Below are 15,835 nucleotides of genomic sequence, written 5' to 3'. Positions count from 1 at the left end.
ATGAGTGTAAAACGATTTGAACGAATTTTAGTGGCAGTGGATGACTCTGATGATTCAGAAAAAGCCTTTGAGTATGCTGTCATGTATGCCAAACAAGCAAACGGTATTCTGGGTATTGCCACCGTCATGGAGATCAACCGCTTAAATGTTTATCAAGTATTGGATGTAGATGTCTTAACAACTGAACGTGAGAAGGCTGCGCGGATTGCCGAGACTTACCGGCAACGGGCCGAGATGAACGGACTGACGGGCGTAGAAGTCCTTTTAGATGAAGGCGAGCCTGGACCGGTTATTGTGGATGATATCTTGCCGCGTTTCAAGGGTGATTTTCTAGTTTGTGGTTCGAAATCCAATGAGAAAAAAGGTTTGTTTACTATTGGCTCACAAGCAGCGTATATGGCTAAGAATGCACCTTGTTCAGTGATGGTGGTTAGATAAAAGCCAGGTATTGTTCAAAATAAAAGCTGTCAAAAAGCGGTATGAGAAGATTGATTGAGCAATCTTGCCATACCGCTTTTTAATGTTCATTTTATGTTCGCTGTCGGCGTAAGGCCTTTAAAATATTTTCCACTAAAGTTGTAGCCATGAAGCCAGCCGCAATTGCACCAGCAGTGGCGATGACTACCATCATCTGATTGACGCCCCCCGTTAAATCACCTAAGACAAAGCTGCGAACCGCTTGATAGGCGGGACCACCTGGTACGAGTGGCACTAGGCTAGGAATGTTAAAGATAATCATAGGCATTTTTAATTTGCGGGAAAAGAATACGCTAGTAATCCCGATAACGCCGGCACCAAGAAAGTTAGCGAAGGTAGGTCCCGTACTAAAGTCTTTCAGTAGCCAAAAGGTTAGCCAACCCAGAGCGCCAGTTAAGCCGCATGCCAGCAATGCTCGCTTGGGGACATTTGTCAAAACTGCAAATGTGATTGTTGCAATCAAACTGAATAGAAAATGAATCAATAGCTCCATAAGATACTCCTTAATAGAATAGTTTGAAAACTATGGCGATGCCAGTTCCAATAGCAGCAGCGGAGAAGACGGCCTCAGTCCCGCGGGCGGTCCCACTAAGTAAGTGGCCAGCTAAAATATCACGGAATGAGTTGGTGATTGCAACGCCAGGTACTAAAGGCATCACGGCGCCAATGATAATATGGTCGATTTCGTGGCCAAATTGCCAAGTTGTCATGAGGTAAGCCAGCAAACCAATCACAAAAGCCGCAACAAAGTCATTCAAAAAACGTAAAGGTGCCAGCTTTTTGACCCCACGGTGTGTGGCATATCCGGCGCTTCCAACTAGGAAAGTTGGTAAAAAGTCCACCCAAGAACCACCGAAGATATACATTAAAGTACAACTGACTGCTCCAGCGCAGAAAATCTTTAAAGGCATGGAAAACAGAGGCGGCACAGTCGCTAAGTTACGAATCGATTCAGCAAAAATTGGAAAAGAGAGTTCCTTATTTGCCAATTGGCGAGACAATTGATTGACTTCAGCGACCTTATTTAAATCAATTGAGCGTTCATTGATATTTTCTAACTGGGTATAAGGACTACCTTTGATTCCCATAAAAAGGCCTGTTGCGGTCACATAACTCGTACTTTTATGTTCACCAGCGCTCTCGGCGATGCGATCCATCGTGTCCTCCACGCGGTAAACTTCCGAGCCACTTTCCGTCATGATTTTCCCAGCAGTCAGGCAAGTATCCAATAATTCAGTGATTGCGACTTTTTCCATATGCGCCTCCTAGATCAGTTCGGTTGTTTCACTTTACCAAAAAAAATGAAAGACTGCTATCCTTTTCCAGGCTTTTTGTGACTAAAACTGTTGAGATTCTCTTCATTCTGTTATAATCTTCTTATAAGAAAGGAAGGGAAACGATGACAGCCAAAAAGTGTTACGGTGCAGCTGGTTTATTTCTGCTCAGTGGGATCTTATTTGAAGGTCTGCGCTGGCCATTTGTCGCAATCGCTTGTTTACTGGCGTCTTACGGTTTTTCTTTGCCTGAAAAATAAGAAATGTAGAGGATGATGAACAAACTATGGATCCCCAGAGTAGCTATTTGATAGGGATTTTAATCGTGTTATTGATACTTTCAGCTTTTTTCTCGTCTAGTGAGACGGCGTTTTCTTCTGCCAATCGGATTCGACTGAAAAGCTATGCGCAACTTGGTAAGCAGAGTGCGCAAACGGCCTTAGACCTGTTGGAGGATTATGACCATTTACTGTCCACGATTTTGATTGGTAACAACATTGTGAATATCGCAGCTTCCTCTATTGCAACGTTATTATTTGTGGCGCATTTTGGTAATCTTGGGGTTACCTTGTCCACGGTTGTGATGACTTTATTGGTCTTGTCCTTTGGGGAAATTACGCCTAAGACGCTGGCTAAGGAAGACCCAGAGGCTTTTGCCATGCGCTTTGCTTGGTTATTAAAAGTCTTGAACACCTTATTTACACCACTTAATGCATTATTTTCGGTTTGGAAAAAACTGCTGCAACGTTTTATGCCAGCAACTGAAAGATCGACAATTACAGAAGAGGAATTACTTTCATTAGTAGAAGAGGCGGCCCAAGAAGGTAGTATTGACGAAGAGGACGAGGTTCTAATCAAAAACGTGGTAGAATTTAACGATACCGAAGTAGGCGCAATCTATACACCACGAGTAGATGTAATTTCGATCAATGCTAAGATGGACTGCCAAGAGATAACTGACTTGTTTATTCAAACAGGTTTTTCAAGGTTACCTTTCTATCAAACGAATATCGATGAGATTGAAGGCATTATCCATCAAAAAGACTTTCATAACGATGTGATTACGGGAAAAAAATCAATTGAAGAAATTGTGAAACCCGTTGCTTTTGTACCAAAGTCTATCAAAATTTCGGAGTTGTTGAAAAATCTACAGCGGGAAAAGCTGCATCTAGCGGTTGTGGTAGATGAACATGGCGGTACTTTAGGAATTGCTACCATGGAAGATATTATTGAAGAGTTAGTCGGAGAAATTTGGGATGAGTATGATCAGGAAGACTTAGAGCTAATCAAACTATCTGATTATGAATATCGCATCAAAGGTCAAAAAGATCTCGATGATTTAGAAGATATTCTCATGCTAGCCGACCGCCTTGGTGCTACGACCGTCGGCGGCTATATCATGAACTCATTAGGGAAAATCCCTGAAGTGGGCGATGAACTGAAAATTGGCAGTTACGAGCTGTCTGTTATTGAGATGGACCAGCATCGTATTGAGGAAGTCCGGTTGCTGATTCAGCCAGAATCTCAGCCTCAGTAAAGAACCACGGTATTGGTTTCTGGCTTAGTGGGATTGATATTTCCAGCGAAGGATAGCAGTAAAAAGCCAGCAAAACCTAAAATCAAAACACCAAGTAAGATATCTAAAAATCGATCAGATTGTTTCATTCTTTTCACCTTCATTTTCTTGATAATTCAACTATAAAGGAAGGCAAAGAAACTATCCTGCGCTTTCGCTAACAATCAACGAACAAAAATGCAAGAATAGGATAGAGAAACGTCACGGGACCAGCTTGCTGGTCCTTTTTTTCTGTAAATGGAAATAGGACTATCTAGCTAAACAGTCCTATTGCATAAGAATTTCTAGTTGAGGCTTAATCTGCTTCTGGATCTAGTTTAGAGAAAGAAATTCGTTTTTCATCATAGTTGATGGCAATCTTAGAATTCCAGTAAATATCAGATAGTTCGATCTCGGAATTATGGAAGGTTAGAATCGAGAAAACATCATTAGACAGGTGAGGCAAAACGACAATCTTTTGGAGTTCTTCGTTTTTGAAAAAATCTAACTCATAATCGCTGTAACTTGCTGTCCAACCTTGAAATAAGGTAACAGTTTGCATAAAGCAGCTCCTTTTCGATTTTTTTGAAAGATTAATAGTACAAAGCAACAAAACTGACAATCAGCGTGATGACCGCCAAAACAAAGCCAATAGATTGGCCTATTTTTTTAAGGGTGTTTTTATTATAGAAGTATTCCTTCAAACACGCTCCTACCAGTGCAATCCCCAGTACCGCCATAGCGCCTAAAAGAATCTGCTGATAGATACCACCACTAGGTTTACCATAAGCAATCGCTGCAATTGTTAAGGTAATAAGGGTTGGGATGATTAGAAAAATAGTTGTGCCTTTTTTCAAGTAAAGCATCTCCTTTATGAGGTGTTTATAAAGTTTTATCGTAATATCTTAGACTAAAATATTCAACTGGGTAACGGAACATAACCAAATAAAGGGCATAATTAAACGCGTGTTCCAAAGTAATGGTTTGAGTAGAGTTGCCAAAGAGAATAAAGTAAACAGAGCCTGCGGAGATAATAACTACCACTACATCATAAAACTTAAGTAGCGTCTCCGCTGACTTTGCTTTGATTAATTGCCAACGTTCATCGTTTTTATATTCTGTATATTTTCTTTCTTTGTAACGTGTATTTAAAAACATAAAAACAATAATACTGACTAATATGGCTAAAATTATAGCTTGTTCCATCATTTTTCTTCCTCCTGTTGAAAGACTTCATTGATATCTACTCCAAAGGCTTGGGCGAGATTGAAGGCCAGCTCTAGAGATGGTGTGTATTTGTATTTTTCGATAGAAATAACTGCTTGCCGTGAGATACCGACTTTTTCAGCCAAATCGGCTTGAGTCCAGTCTCTTTCCGCACGCAGCACCTTAATTCGATTTCTAATCATGTCTGCACATCCTAACTTAATGTAATCGCGTGGTTACATATATAATGTAACAGCATGGTTACATTATGTCAATAACTCTTATCATAAAAAAGAGACTTATCGTTGGATAAGTCTCAGCTTGTTCATATCAAAAAGAGGTAAGGAGCTGTGAAGAGAGCCAAACAAAGTAAGAGCTTTTTTCGATCGACTACTGTAAAAGCTGTTTTAGGTAGAAAGCGATGGTTCAAGTAATAGATGCACCATGCAGCGATTAATATAGCCATTATTCGGAGCAAAAAGTATAACGGATCGGACCAACCCCATGTCTCATAAGAAAGCTCAATACCGAAAAAATTAAGCAGGGTGGAGGAGATGGATATAAATGCGACACCAACAAGGTCTGAAAGATAGCCAATTAGCACGATTTTCCAAAGATTATGATATAGGAAATTTTCCGGTAGATTTATCTTTAGCAATTTTTGAGCTAACCATACAGCCAAAAAATCAATAGCGATATTGACAGGAATCGTAACTAAAAGAAAAGGCGGGAAAACATAAACTGCCCATAAGGGAAACATAAAATTGTAGATGACTGTCTTTTTCACTGATTTACCCTCCATAGTAGTCGCCCGAGTTCTAAAAAAAAAGCCCTTAGAAATCAATATTTCTAAGAGCTGTGCAAAAGGAAGGTACGGGATTTGAACCCGTGCACCACATTACTGCGGCTCGCCGGATTTCGAGTCCGGTGCATTACCACTCTGCCAACCTTCCGTCTGCACCTATTTTTCCGTTTTTTGTAGGATTTGTCAAGTATTAATCTTTCCCTAAAAGACTTTGTGGATTTGGATGCTCCTGCAGGTAATGGATAGTTTCTCGCAGCTGCGTGATAAGCTGTTCTTGAGTCGGATGAATCACGCCAGAAGACATCAATCCAGCAAAGCCCGCAATAATAATCCAAACCCCATTGTGCAAGCGTTCTAACCTTGTTTCGGTTAATTCTTGGTAAGGGGAGCCAACGATTTTGTCCTTAAAAATGCGGTAAGACAATTCGTAGGTTTCTCGGCCATGCTGATTTTCAGCAACGAAAAGCGCGTAGTAGAGCTGTGGTTCTTGTAAGGCAAATTCGATGTAATTCAAGCCTAGGTCAATAATGACGTCATCAGTGATTCGTTTAGAAAAATATTGCTGTTCTAAGGTTGTGTGGATTGCCGTCAACAATTGGCATTTTAAATCGACCATATTCTCAAATTCTAGGTAGATTGGTTGGGTAGAAATTCCCATATGTTTCGCGATGTTACGTGCGGTAAACGCTTGAAAGCCTTCTTTTGAAACGACTTCAAAGGCAGCGTTCAAGATGAACTCTCGTTTATATACTTTTTTTCGAACCATGGTCCAACTCCTTCTATGTGATAACATTTTAAGTGTAGCATGTTGATTTTAAGCGCTTAAATAAAAAATAAACCAAATTTCTAAAAAATAACTTGCGTATTGTGGGTAGTGATAGATTGCTGTAATAGGTTTTTGTTAACAATTCGATTGATTTTCGTGTAAACTAAACGAAAGGAGGAATCTTCGTGTCAGCTTATAAAGAACCTATCAAAGTAGCCATTATTGTTTTTCCGTTTCTAGCGCTAGCGATTTCCAGCATTTTATTGATTCGTGAATATCGCAAATATGGAACTTTTTTAATGTGGCGGGCAATCGTCCTGTACTCATTCATATTTTATCTATTATGTGCTTATTTTTTGGTGATACTGCCGCTACCGCCACGAGCAGAGGTTGCACAGTACACCTCGGAGTATTTGAATCTAGATCCTTTAGCCAGTTGGCATCGCTTCCGTGCGGAAACAGTCTTGAATATTCACGATACCAGCACTTTTCTGCCGGCCTTGAAACAAGGTGTTTTATTAGAACCTTTGTTTAATGTGATTTTGACTATTCCGTTTGGTGTCTATCTCCGTTATTACTACAAAGCCTCTTTTGGTAAGACAGTTCTCTTCAGTTTTTTGTTGTCGCTCTTTTTTGAATTGACGCAACTTTCCGGCTTGTATTTTATTTATCCGCGCCCGTATCGCTTAGCTGATGTGGATGATTTGATTATGAATACGTTGGGAGGGACGATTGGCTTTATCATAGCGCCAATGTTGACCTTTTTGTTTCCCTCACGAGCGGAAATGGATGAAGTGTCATACGAGAAGGGGACGCGAGTCAGTTTACTGCGGCGTTTCGTGGCCTTTGTCATTGATTGGCTGATTATTGAAATTGCACAATTTGCTCTGCTGTTAGGTTTAGGAATTTTAACGCCAAAAATTGAAACTTTCTTGGATCAGCAAAGTTGGCTGTTGACAAGTATTTCCGTCATTATTTACTTTATGCTGATTCCTTGGCTCCTAAATGGGCAAACGCCAGGCAAAAAGGTTGTCCGGATTCGAATCACGACTAGCGATGACACCCCATTAAGTTTTGGTCGGCTCTTTGCTCGCTACGGCATTTTATATCTGCTGTTTGGCAATTTGCTCCGCTTCATCAACTTTTTAGGATCCGGGCTGAATGACCCAGCACAGCTAGTTAGGATGGTTTCGTTGATTTTATTCCTTGGCGCTGCAGGACTTTTATTGCTGTTTTTTGGAAATATTGTGGTGGCCTTTTTCCAAAAAAGACCACGTTTAGTCTATGAAATCGCTAGTAAAACACAGACGGTTAGTACAATTCCGGTGGAAGAGGACCATTTAGCCTAAATCTGTGCTATAATGCTTTGAATGATTAGAAGGAGTGAACCATGAATACATTTGAACAATTCAACTTCCAGCCTTTCGTGATGGAAGCTTTAGCAGCAAAAGGATTTAAAGAACCAACTGAAGTACAAAGTCGCCTGATTCCCGTGATTGAAAAGGGACGCAGTGTAGTCGTACAGTCACAAACAGGGTCTGGGAAAACGCATACGTTTTTACTACCTTTGATGAATAAATTGAACGTAGCAAACCAAGAGGTGCAAATTGTGATTACCGCACCAAGTCGTGAGTTAGCAACGCAAATTTATCAAGATGCGCAACAAATCGCAGATTTTCAACCAGAATTGCGGGTGATGAATCTCGTCGGCGGAACTGATAAACAGCGACAAATGGACAAGCTGCGTTTCCAACAGCCGCATGTAGTGATTGGAACACCAGGGCGAATTTTAGATATGGTCAATGAACAAGTCTTGAAGATTCATACAGCGAAGAGTTTTGTTGTAGATGAAGCAGACATGACGTTAGATATGGGCTTTTTAAAGGAAGTCGATCAAATTGCTGGACGTTTGCCAGACAAATTGCAAATGTTGGTCTTTTCAGCGACGATTCCAGAAAAACTGCGTCCATTCTTGCGCAAGTATATGGAAAATCCTGTTATTGAAGAAATCAAACCTAAAGCGATTCTTTCTGAAACAATTGATAACTGGCTGATCTCAACAAAAGGTAAGGATAAAAACAAGCTGATCCTACAACTGTTGACAGTCGGACATCCTTACTTGGCTATTGTTTTTGCCAATACGAAACAACGAGTAGATGAAATTACAGAATATTTGAAAGCGCAGGGCTTGAAGGTAGCTAAAATTCATGGTGACATCACGCCGCGAGAACGGAAGCGAGTGATGCGCCAAGTGCAAAACTTAGACTTCCAGTATGTTGTGGCTACTGACTTAGCTGCTCGGGGTATTGATATCGAGGGTGTTTCGCACGTAATCAACGATGAATTACCAACTGATTTGGAATTTTTCATCCACCGTGTGGGTCGGACTGGTCGTAATGGCCTAGCTGGAACAGCCATCACGCTTTATGAACCAAGTGATGACCAAGCCATTAGTCAACTGGAAAAAATCGGTATCTGTTTTGAACCAAAAGAAATCAAAAATGGGGCGATCGTTGATTCCTACGACCGCAATCGCCGAGCTCAACGTGAAAAATCACGGGATGAGTTGGATCCAACCTTGATTGGTCTTGTGAAAAAGAAAAAGAAAAAAATCAAACCAGGCTACAAGAAAAAAATTGACCGGGCAATTTCTGAAAGCAACCGTCAAAAACGGAAAGTGGCACGTCGAGCAGAAGGGCGTACACAACGTAAAAATAAAAAGAACAGCAACTAAAAAGAGCGCACTTCCCACGAAGTGCGCTCTTTCGACGTTTAAAGAGTCTTTTCCATCCGGACACAAAGAATGCCATCTTCAAGAAATGGCACGCCAACGATGTGATAACCTATTTTTTCGTAAAAGCCAGTGGCGGTTTCTTCGGCATGCAGAACAGCTTGGGTACACTTTTACGTTCGCCCCTCTTGCTCTAAGCGGGCCATTAGTTTGAGACCAATTCCCTGTCCGCGAAAAGTTTGCGCCACACAAACTCGGTCTGGATGCAACTGCTGAGGCTCTTCCAAGAGAAAGCGAGCACAGGCAACAGGCTGGTTTTCCAGATATCCTACTAGAAAAAGCCGTTCTGGTGTATCAAGTTCGTCAAATTCCCACGCTGAGGGGATTCCTTGTTCTTCTACAAAAATCATCTGCCGCAAAAAGTGGGCATCTGCTTGGGTTTGTGGGTCGTGATCAAATTTAAAACGCAGCACTTCACCAGCTCCTTCCTATGCTATACTATGATTATAAATTTTCTTACCTAGGAAGGCGAGCGTGAGCCTCGGGTGTTGGGAGAGATGACGAAGGTGAATTTTTACGAACAGTTAGAGTGGTCCAACTGGAAACTATTACAGGATCAAGAGAAGAAAATGATTTTGCAGCAAGTCTTGATGTATTTTGTCAATCCATTGTTGGAAATCAGTGATATCCGCCTGCAAGATTTTGAACTGGCGGGTATCAAATGCCGAACCTTTAGTTTGGAGATTGCGGGTGAGCGCTACATTTTGATTCCTGGCCAACAACAGACGATTTTAGGCTGGGACTTGGGAACAGAAGGCTTGCGTCCTCATGAAGTTTTAGACTTGCCAAAAGATAGTGCGGATTTTTTCCAGTTATCGGCGTTAGGCGAAAGTTTTCTCTCACGTTATCCTGAGGAAGAGGACCAATACGATTGGCAGACAATTTCTGGTGTGTCGCAATATATCAATGATTACACGACTCAGCTGCGGCAAGTAGATATTCCCCCCATGTTAGTTGCGCAATATGCGATTCCTGGTAGTTGCCAGTACTTAGGGCGCTTTGATACGGTTACAGGTAACTTTACTGGGGCAGTTGACGTTTATGCGCCGCTTGAAGAGACCATTAAGCAGGCTGTTTTTCCCAATTTATCTCCTGCAGAAAGTCTTAGTTGGGAATATCCACGTCAGCTCTTGTTGGAAACAGCCTATCTTGAGACGATTCCCGAAACGGATGCTTATTACGTTTTTGGGTATCAACCAGAAACGCATGCAGAACTGCAAAAACGTTTAGCTAAAAAGGGCTTTGACCTCTTAACAGAAGACGAGTGGGAATTTGCTGCCGGCGCCGGCACACGACGTTTATTCCGTTGGGGAAATGAATTAGATTTTTCTGCCAGTCCAGAACGCAAGCAACTCGCAGGTAAAGCGAATATGTTTGGCTTGCATTTCGCAACGGATTTGGCCCGGTATGAAGTGACTGACAATCCGGCTCATTTAAAAATGGGACCAGCCTCTCCCAAAGCGCCTTTAATTAAGCAACGGCTACCCTTATCCACCTATTATCAATCCTTCAGTCGCTTGGCAGAAACAGCGCTTGATCCTACCAAGCATTTGGTGCGAAAAGCGATTCGCATCGAACCGTGATTTGTATTTGACAATTATGGGGAAAATGCCTATAATTCACAAGGAAGGTCATGATTTTGACGTTGCTTCATTCACAGAAACTCTCTTCTTGGCTGAAAAAGAGAGAATGATACGTTTAGATTGCTCCCTTCACTTTCGAAGCAAACTTCGACGCTACTCCGCGTTAACGAGCTTAAGAGGTAATGATCACATCATTGCAAGCAAGGTGGTACCGCGTAATTTCGTCCTTGTCTGCAGTGGTGTTTTTTTGTCTAAAAAAAGAAAAGAGGGAAAATGATGAAAAAATTAACTAGTGCTCAAGTCCGTCAAATGTTTCTGGACTTCTTCAAATCAAAAGGGCACACCGTAGAACCAAGCGCTTCACTTGTACCAGTCAATGACCCAACATTACTATGGATCAACTCTGGTGTGGCGACCCTGAAAAAATACTTTGATGGCTCGGTTGTGCCAGAAAATCCACGTATTACTAATGCACAAAAATCGATTCGAACAAATGATATTGAGAATGTTGGTAAAACAGCACGCCACCATACGATGTTCGAAATGTTAGGGAACTTCTCAATCGGTGATTACTTTAAACCAGAAGCCATTCATTGGGCATGGGAATTCTTGACTGATGAAAAATGGATGGGCTTTGAACCAGAAAAATTATATGTGACCGTTTATCCTAAAGATACTGAAGCAAAACGTATCTGGCATGAAGAAGTGGGTCTGCCGTTGGATCACATTATCGAAATTGAAGACAATTTCTGGGATATTGGCGCCGGTCCTAGTGGTCCTGATACCGAAATCTTCTATGATCGTGGCGAATCCTATAATAATCTAGCTGAAGATGATCCCGAAAACTATCCTGGTGGCGAAAATGAACGCTACTTGGAAATTTGGAACTTAGTGTTCTCAGAATTCAACCATAAACCAGATAATACTTATGAACCACTGCCCCATAAAAACATTGATACGGGCATGGGGCTAGAACGGATGGTTTCGATCATTCAAGACGCACCGACCAACTTTGAGACAGACTTATTTATGCCAATCATCCATCAAACGGAAGCGTTAAGCGGCAAAAAATATGGAGAAGATCCACAGCGTGATGTTTCCTTTAAAGTGATTGCCGACCACATTCGCGCGTTATCTTTTGCAATTGGTGATGGTGCCTTACCAAGCAATGAAGGCCGCGGCTATGTGCTGCGCCGTCTATTGCGTCGTGCCGTGATGCACGGTAAAAAATTAGGCATCAACGAAGCGTTTCTATATAAATTAGTACCAGTTGTTGGCGAGATTATGGTGAGCTACTATCCAGAAGTCTTGCAACAAAAAGAGTTTATCGAAAAAGTGATTCGGACGGAAGAAGAACGTTTCCACGAAACAATCAATGAAGGCTTGGATATTTTAAATGGTCTTTTAGCTGAATTAAAAGCAGCAGGTAAAGACACGCTAGATGGTGCTAATATCTTTAAACTTTATGATACTTACGGGTTCCCAGTGGAATTGACGGAAGAAGTTGCTGAAGATGAAGGCTTAAAAGTCGATCATGCTGGCTTTGAGAAAGAAATGGAAGCGCAACGGGCACGGGCACGAGCAGCACGTAGTACCGAAACCTCAATGGGCGTGCAATCCGCTCTTCTAACTGGTATCAAGGTAGAAAGTCGGTTTGTCGGCTATACCCAACATGAAGCAGATAGTGAATTATTGGTCATCGTACAGGATGAGGCTTTGCAAAGCAAAACCAGCAGTGGGCAAGCGCAATTGATCTTCTCAGAAACACCTTTCTATGCTGAAATGGGTGGACAAGTAGCTGACCATGGGACTATTTCTACAACAGATGGCACGATTGTGGCAGTAGTAGAAGATGTCAAAAAAGCACCAAATGGTCAATTCTTGCATACTGTGGCTGTTCAAGGGCAGTTAGAAGAAGGAAAAGTTTACCATTTGGCGATTGATGATAAAATGCGCAACCGCATCATCAAAAATCATACAGCGACTCATTTATTACACAAAGCATTGAAAGAAGTTCTAGGTAATCATGCCAACCAGGCGGGTTCTTTAGTTGCACCAGGACATCTACGCTTTGACTTTACTCATTTTGGTCAAGTGACGGCGGAAGAATTGGTGAGAATGGAACAAATCGTAAACGAAAAAATCTGGGAAGCTATTCCCGTTGTGACGATTGAAACGGATATTGATACCGCGAAAAATATGGGGGCAATGGCGCTCTTTGGTGAAAAATATGGTCATGACGTTCGCGTTGTAAATATTGGCGACTGGTCTATCGAATTGTGTGGTGGTACCCACGTAAGCAATACAGAGGATATCGGTATCTTCAAAATCGTTTCCGAATCTGGTATTGGTGCAGGTGTGCGCCGTATCGAAGCGGTCACTAGTAAAGAAGCTTATCAACTATTAGCGGAACAAGAAAACCGCTTGAAAGAAGTTGCGGGAATCGTTAAATCACCACAACTAAAAGAAGTTGTAAGCAAGACAGAACAACTGCAACAACAAGTTCGCGATTTACAAAAAGAAAATGAACAATTAGCAGGTAAACTGGCTAATCAACAAGCCGGCGCTATCTTTGACGATGTGAAGGAAGTCAATGGTGTTCGTTATATTGCGGCTCAAGTTCAAGTGAAAGACATGAACCAGCTACGTCAATTAGCCGATCAATGGAAACAAAAAGAATTGTCAGATGTTCTCGTTTTAGGAACGGCAGCTGATGGCAAAGTTAATTTGTTGGCGGCTATGAGCAAAAAAGCCAATGAAGCTGGTTTGAAAGCTGGCGACTTGATCAAAGCAATCGCACCATTAGTGGGTGGCGGTGGCGGTGGCCGTCCAGACATGGCACAAGCTGGTGGTAAAAACCCAGCTGGCCTTCCAGATGCTATTCGTGCAGTAGATGAATGGTTAACCAAATAATTTTCACAAGTTGTTCTTTTTCTAATACAGAAAAAGCATAATAGAAGTGGAAGTAAGCAGGCAATAATCTTCAATTATTAGAAGATTATTGCCTGTTTTTTGTTTCGAGGCTTTTTATTATGAAAAAATAGTGCCGATGAAAAAGCAAAACAATTATGTTTTCATTTTCTTCTAATTTTCGTTATTTGCAGAAAACTACTTGATAAAATGTAAATAATTGTGAAAAAAGCGTATTTATCTTAATGTTGTCAGCTTTTATACCATGCGTTATATATAAAATGGAAAAATTTTTTTCAAAAAGTCCATTTTTTCTCTCGTATTAAATGAGAATTGTGTTATTATTAAATTAGAAAAACGAGCAACAAGCAATTCACAGCAAATCAACTGGCAAAAAGAGGTTATTTTTTCAATTTTTTTGTTTTTTGACGGTAGTTGTTTGCGGCTCGATTGAAGCTGTTTTTTTATAAGGAGTGGAGAAATTATATGACAGAAAGTCAAACGCTGGCTTTGAAAGAAGCAATGGAAAAGTTTTCATCAGGTGAAAACTTTTATAGTCATCACTTTCTTGGTTTTCATAAAGGCGAACACGCGGGCCAAGAAGGGTATTTCTTCCGTGTCTGGGCACCTAATGCCCAAGCTGTATCGGTGGTAGGAGACTTTAGCGACTGGTCAGAGGGCTTACCAATGGTAAAAGAAGAAACCAGCGGAGTTTGGGAAGTCTTTACAACTTCACCAAAGGAAGGGGATTTCTACAAATACAAAGTGCGGCAAGCAGATGGTCGTGAGATTTTTAAAATTGATCCTTATGCTATCCAGTTTGAAACGCGTCCAGGAGATGCGGCCGTAATCAAAGAAATACCTGAGAAAAAATGGAAAGATGGACTGTGGCAAGGACGCAAAAAACGTTCCGATTATTTTAAACGCCCCATGAATATTTACGAAGTTCATGCGAGTTCATGGAAACATCATGCGGATGGTCGCCCGTATACCTTTAAGGAACTGACCGCAGAATTGATTCCTTATGTCAAAGAGATGGGCTATACCCATATTGAATTTATGCCTTTGATGGAACATCCATTAGGCGCTTCATGGGGCTATCAGCTGATTGGTTACTTTGCCCTAAGTTCTTATTATGGTCAGCCGGAAGATTTCATGGATTTTGTGGAAAGCTGTCACTTGAATAATATTGGTGTGTTAGTCGATTGGGTGCCAGGTCATTTTTGTGCCAATGAAGATACGCTGCCTCTTTACGATGGTACACCACAGTTTGAATATGCCGATCATAACCGGGCTGCCAATTATCGCTGGGGCGCTGTCAACTTTGATCTGGGCAAGCCTCAAGTCCAAAGCTTCTTGATTTCCAGTGCATTGTTCTGGCTGGAAAACTACCACATTGATGGGATTCGGGTAGATGCTGTTTCTAATATGATTTACCGCGACTATGATGATGGGCCGTGGACACCAAATCACGAAGGCGGTAACACAAACTTGGAAGGTTTTTATTTCCTGCAAAAGATGAATGCTGTCATTAAGTTGGCGCATCCACAAGCCATTATGGTGGCCGAGGAAAGCTCTTCTGACATTAAGGTAACAGGAATGATTGAGACTGGTGCGTTAGGGTTTGATTACAAATGGAATATGGGCTGGATGAATGACACACTCCGCTTTTATGAGATGGATCCTATTTATCGAAAATTCAACTTTAACTTACTAACCTTCTCCTTTATGTATATGTTTAACGAGCATTTTATTCTGCCGTTTTCTCATGATGAGGTCGTTCATGGGAAGAAGAGCCTGATGCATAAAATGTGGGGCGACCGCTATAAACAATTTGCCCAGTTGCGTAATATGTATACGTATATGATGACACATCCCGGGAAAAAACTACTTTTCATGGGAAGCGAATGGGGACAGTTCTTGGAGTGGAAATATGACGAAGGTCTGGAATGGGTCGATTTAGAAGATGAGATGAATGTGAAAATGCAACACTTCACTAAAGAACTCAACACGCTTTACAAACAGGAAAAAGCGCTTTGGGAATTGGAAGATGTGCAGGAAACAATTGAAATCATCGACGCGGATAATACTGAAGAAACGGTTCTCAGCTATATTCGTAAAGGAAAGACGAAAAAAGATTTTGTCATTGTCATTTTGAATATGACACCCGTTGAGCGGCAGCACTTCCATGTGGGGGTTCCTTATGCCGGTGAGTATGAAGAAATCTGGAACACAGAAATGGCGGAGTTCGGTGGCACTTGGACGAATCATAATGAAGCCATGCAAACGAAGGAAATACCCTACAAACAATTTGGTTATCAGCTTGAAACGATTGTGCCGGCATTAGGCGCGGTGATCATCAAGCCAAAAGATATTAATTTACGAGCAAAAAGTGGGAAAAAGTCGCTTGCGACAAAAAATAAAGCAAAAGCGAAGACAACAGAAGGGGGGCGCGGTGAGTAATTCAC

Annotated in this window: 19 protein-coding genes and 1 tRNA gene; 8 read left to right on the top strand and 12 right to left on the bottom strand. The window is 41.4% G+C overall.

The annotated features are described in order from the left end of the window. The gene (locus ECA01S_RS03715; RefSeq protein ID WP_067391315.1) at nt 1-438 is read left to right on the top strand and encodes a universal stress protein; all 438 of its coding nucleotides are present in this window, start codon (nt 1-3) and stop codon (nt 436-438) included. A gap of 91 nt (nt 439-529) precedes the next feature. Here the strand turns inward: ECA01S_RS03715 and ECA01S_RS03710 are convergent, their stop codons facing one another. Both ECA01S_RS03710 and ECA01S_RS03705 read right to left on the bottom strand, forming a co-directional pair. Beyond that, nucleotides 530-970 carry a threonine/serine exporter family protein gene (locus tag ECA01S_RS03710; protein WP_067391312.1) on the bottom strand — a complete coding sequence of 147 codons (441 nt, stop codon included), beginning with the start codon at nt 968-970 and terminating at the stop codon, nt 530-532. A 10-nt stretch (nt 971-980) separates the two neighbouring features. Then, nucleotides 981-1,733 carry a threonine/serine exporter family protein gene (locus ECA01S_RS03705; RefSeq protein ID WP_067391309.1) on the bottom strand — a complete coding sequence of 251 codons (753 nt, stop codon included), beginning with the start codon at nt 1,731-1,733 and terminating at the stop codon, nt 981-983. Between the two features lie 143 nt (nt 1,734-1,876). On the opposite strand from ECA01S_RS03705, the gene ECA01S_RS14700 reads away from it, so the two are divergent. Beyond that, nucleotides 1,877-2,011, top strand: coding sequence for a hypothetical protein (locus ECA01S_RS14700; RefSeq protein WP_281176633.1), 135 nt, complete (start codon nt 1,877-1,879; stop codon nt 2,009-2,011). Between the two features lie 26 nt (nt 2,012-2,037). Beyond that, complete coding sequence (locus ECA01S_RS03700; protein WP_067391305.1) at nt 2,038-3,288, top strand: hemolysin family protein; 1,251 nt, start codon at nt 2,038-2,040, stop codon at nt 3,286-3,288. On the opposite strand, the gene ECA01S_RS14695 is transcribed toward ECA01S_RS03700, so the two are convergent. The 8 genes from ECA01S_RS14695 to ECA01S_RS03665 form a co-directional block, all read right to left on the bottom strand. After that, nucleotides 3,282-3,416 (bottom strand): hypothetical protein, encoded by a 135-nt coding sequence (locus ECA01S_RS14695; RefSeq protein ID WP_281176632.1) that lies wholly within the window; start codon nt 3,414-3,416, stop codon nt 3,282-3,284. The two genes, ECA01S_RS03700 and ECA01S_RS14695, sit on opposite strands and share 7 nt — an antisense overlap. A gap of 206 nt (nt 3,417-3,622) precedes the next feature. Further along, the gene (locus ECA01S_RS03695; RefSeq protein ID WP_067391302.1) at nt 3,623-3,868 is read right to left on the bottom strand and encodes a hypothetical protein; all 246 of its coding nucleotides are present in this window, start codon (nt 3,866-3,868) and stop codon (nt 3,623-3,625) included. 31 nt (nt 3,869-3,899) lie between these two features. After that, nucleotides 3,900-4,163 carry a hypothetical protein gene (locus tag ECA01S_RS03690; protein ID WP_067391299.1) on the bottom strand — a complete coding sequence of 88 codons (264 nt, stop codon included), beginning with the start codon at nt 4,161-4,163 and terminating at the stop codon, nt 3,900-3,902. 25 nt (nt 4,164-4,188) lie between these two features. Beyond that, nucleotides 4,189-4,515 carry a DUF2178 domain-containing protein gene (locus ECA01S_RS03685; RefSeq protein WP_067391296.1) on the bottom strand — a complete coding sequence of 109 codons (327 nt, stop codon included), beginning with the start codon at nt 4,513-4,515 and terminating at the stop codon, nt 4,189-4,191. Then, nucleotides 4,512-4,715, bottom strand: coding sequence for a helix-turn-helix transcriptional regulator (locus ECA01S_RS03680; protein ID WP_067391293.1), 204 nt, complete (start codon nt 4,713-4,715; stop codon nt 4,512-4,514). The genes ECA01S_RS03685 and ECA01S_RS03680 overlap by 4 nt, the downstream gene beginning before the upstream one ends. A gap of 122 nt (nt 4,716-4,837) precedes the next feature. Then, nucleotides 4,838-5,299 carry a hypothetical protein gene (locus ECA01S_RS03675; RefSeq protein ID WP_067391290.1) on the bottom strand — a complete coding sequence of 154 codons (462 nt, stop codon included), beginning with the start codon at nt 5,297-5,299 and terminating at the stop codon, nt 4,838-4,840. Between the two features lie 78 nt (nt 5,300-5,377). Continuing rightward, nucleotides 5,378-5,465 (bottom strand) — tRNA-Ser (locus ECA01S_RS03670). A 42-nt stretch (nt 5,466-5,507) separates the two neighbouring features. Beyond that, nucleotides 5,508-6,083 carry a TetR/AcrR family transcriptional regulator gene (locus ECA01S_RS03665; RefSeq protein WP_067391287.1) on the bottom strand — a complete coding sequence of 192 codons (576 nt, stop codon included), beginning with the start codon at nt 6,081-6,083 and terminating at the stop codon, nt 5,508-5,510. 185 nt (nt 6,084-6,268) lie between these two features. On the opposite strand from ECA01S_RS03665, the gene ECA01S_RS03660 reads away from it, so the two are divergent. After that, the gene (locus tag ECA01S_RS03660; RefSeq protein ID WP_067391284.1) at nt 6,269-7,432 is read left to right on the top strand and encodes a VanZ family protein; all 1,164 of its coding nucleotides are present in this window, start codon (nt 6,269-6,271) and stop codon (nt 7,430-7,432) included. 41 nt (nt 7,433-7,473) lie between these two features. Then, the gene (locus tag ECA01S_RS03655; protein WP_067391281.1) at nt 7,474-8,817 is read left to right on the top strand and encodes a DEAD/DEAH box helicase; all 1,344 of its coding nucleotides are present in this window, start codon (nt 7,474-7,476) and stop codon (nt 8,815-8,817) included. A gap of 38 nt (nt 8,818-8,855) precedes the next feature. Here ECA01S_RS03655 and ECA01S_RS14820 read toward each other — a convergent pair whose 3' ends face one another. Continuing rightward, nucleotides 8,856-8,969 carry a GNAT family N-acetyltransferase gene (locus ECA01S_RS14820; protein WP_373277541.1) on the bottom strand — a complete coding sequence of 38 codons (114 nt, stop codon included), beginning with the start codon at nt 8,967-8,969 and terminating at the stop codon, nt 8,856-8,858. An 18-nt stretch (nt 8,970-8,987) separates the two neighbouring features. Continuing rightward, entirely contained in the window at nt 8,988-9,287 is a 300-nt protein-coding gene (locus ECA01S_RS14815) for a GNAT family N-acetyltransferase (RefSeq protein WP_373277534.1), read from the bottom strand. 84 nt (nt 9,288-9,371) lie between these two features. On the opposite strand from ECA01S_RS14815, the gene ECA01S_RS03645 reads away from it, so the two are divergent. The 3 genes from ECA01S_RS03645 to glgB all read left to right on the top strand — a co-directional run bounded on the left by ECA01S_RS03645 (nt 9,372) and on the right by glgB (nt 15,830). Beyond that, nucleotides 9,372-10,457 (top strand): DUF7278 family profilin-like fold-containing protein, encoded by a 1,086-nt coding sequence (locus ECA01S_RS03645; protein ID WP_067391278.1) that lies wholly within the window; start codon nt 9,372-9,374, stop codon nt 10,455-10,457. 276 nt (nt 10,458-10,733) lie between these two features. Next, nucleotides 10,734-13,370 (top strand): alanine--tRNA ligase, encoded by a 2,637-nt coding sequence (gene alaS / locus ECA01S_RS03640; protein ID WP_067391275.1) that lies wholly within the window; start codon nt 10,734-10,736, stop codon nt 13,368-13,370. A 483-nt stretch (nt 13,371-13,853) separates the two neighbouring features. Further along, nucleotides 13,854-15,830 carry a 1,4-alpha-glucan branching protein GlgB gene (gene glgB, locus ECA01S_RS03635; protein ID WP_067391273.1) on the top strand — a complete coding sequence of 659 codons (1,977 nt, stop codon included), beginning with the start codon at nt 13,854-13,856 and terminating at the stop codon, nt 15,828-15,830. Nucleotides 15,831-15,835 lie beyond the last annotated feature (5 nt).

The organism is Enterococcus canis NBRC 100695 (genome assembly GCF_001544375.1).
GTDB classification, from domain to species: Bacteria; Bacillota; Bacilli; order Lactobacillales; family Enterococcaceae; genus Enterococcus_H; species Enterococcus_H canis.
Note: the sequence above shows the minus strand (reverse complement) of the source record. Positions and strands in the feature narration are given on the sequence as shown.

Coding starts and splice junctions, on each gene's coding strand:
- alaS (WP_067391275.1), top strand. CDS start 10,734: ATGAAAAAATTAACTAGTGCTCAAGTCCGTCAAATGTTTCTGGACTTC.
- ECA01S_RS03655 (WP_067391281.1), top strand. CDS start 7,474: ATGAATACATTTGAACAATTCAACTTCCAGCCTTTCGTGATGGAAGCT.
- ECA01S_RS03695 (WP_067391302.1), bottom strand. CDS start 3,868: ATGCAAACTGTTACCTTATTTCAAGGTTGGACAGCAAGTTACAGCGAT.
- ECA01S_RS14695 (WP_281176632.1), bottom strand. CDS start 3,416: ATGAAACAATCTGATCGATTTTTAGATATCTTACTTGGTGTTTTGATT.
- ECA01S_RS03715 (WP_067391315.1), top strand. CDS start 1: ATGAGTGTAAAACGATTTGAACGAATTTTAGTGGCAGTGGATGACTCT.
- ECA01S_RS03685 (WP_067391296.1), bottom strand. CDS start 4,515: ATGATGGAACAAGCTATAATTTTAGCCATATTAGTCAGTATTATTGTT.
- glgB (WP_067391273.1), top strand. CDS start 13,854: ATGACAGAAAGTCAAACGCTGGCTTTGAAAGAAGCAATGGAAAAGTTT.
- ECA01S_RS03680 (WP_067391293.1), bottom strand. CDS start 4,715: ATGATTAGAAATCGAATTAAGGTGCTGCGTGCGGAAAGAGACTGGACT.
- ECA01S_RS14700 (WP_281176633.1), top strand. CDS start 1,877: ATGACAGCCAAAAAGTGTTACGGTGCAGCTGGTTTATTTCTGCTCAGT.
- ECA01S_RS03710 (WP_067391312.1), bottom strand. CDS start 970: ATGGAGCTATTGATTCATTTTCTATTCAGTTTGATTGCAACAATCACA.
- ECA01S_RS03665 (WP_067391287.1), bottom strand. CDS start 6,083: ATGGTTCGAAAAAAAGTATATAAACGAGAGTTCATCTTGAACGCTGCC.
- ECA01S_RS03645 (WP_067391278.1), top strand. CDS start 9,372: ATGACGAAGGTGAATTTTTACGAACAGTTAGAGTGGTCCAACTGGAAA.
- ECA01S_RS03705 (WP_067391309.1), bottom strand. CDS start 1,733: ATGGAAAAAGTCGCAATCACTGAATTATTGGATACTTGCCTGACTGCT.
- ECA01S_RS03700 (WP_067391305.1), top strand. CDS start 2,038: ATGGATCCCCAGAGTAGCTATTTGATAGGGATTTTAATCGTGTTATTG.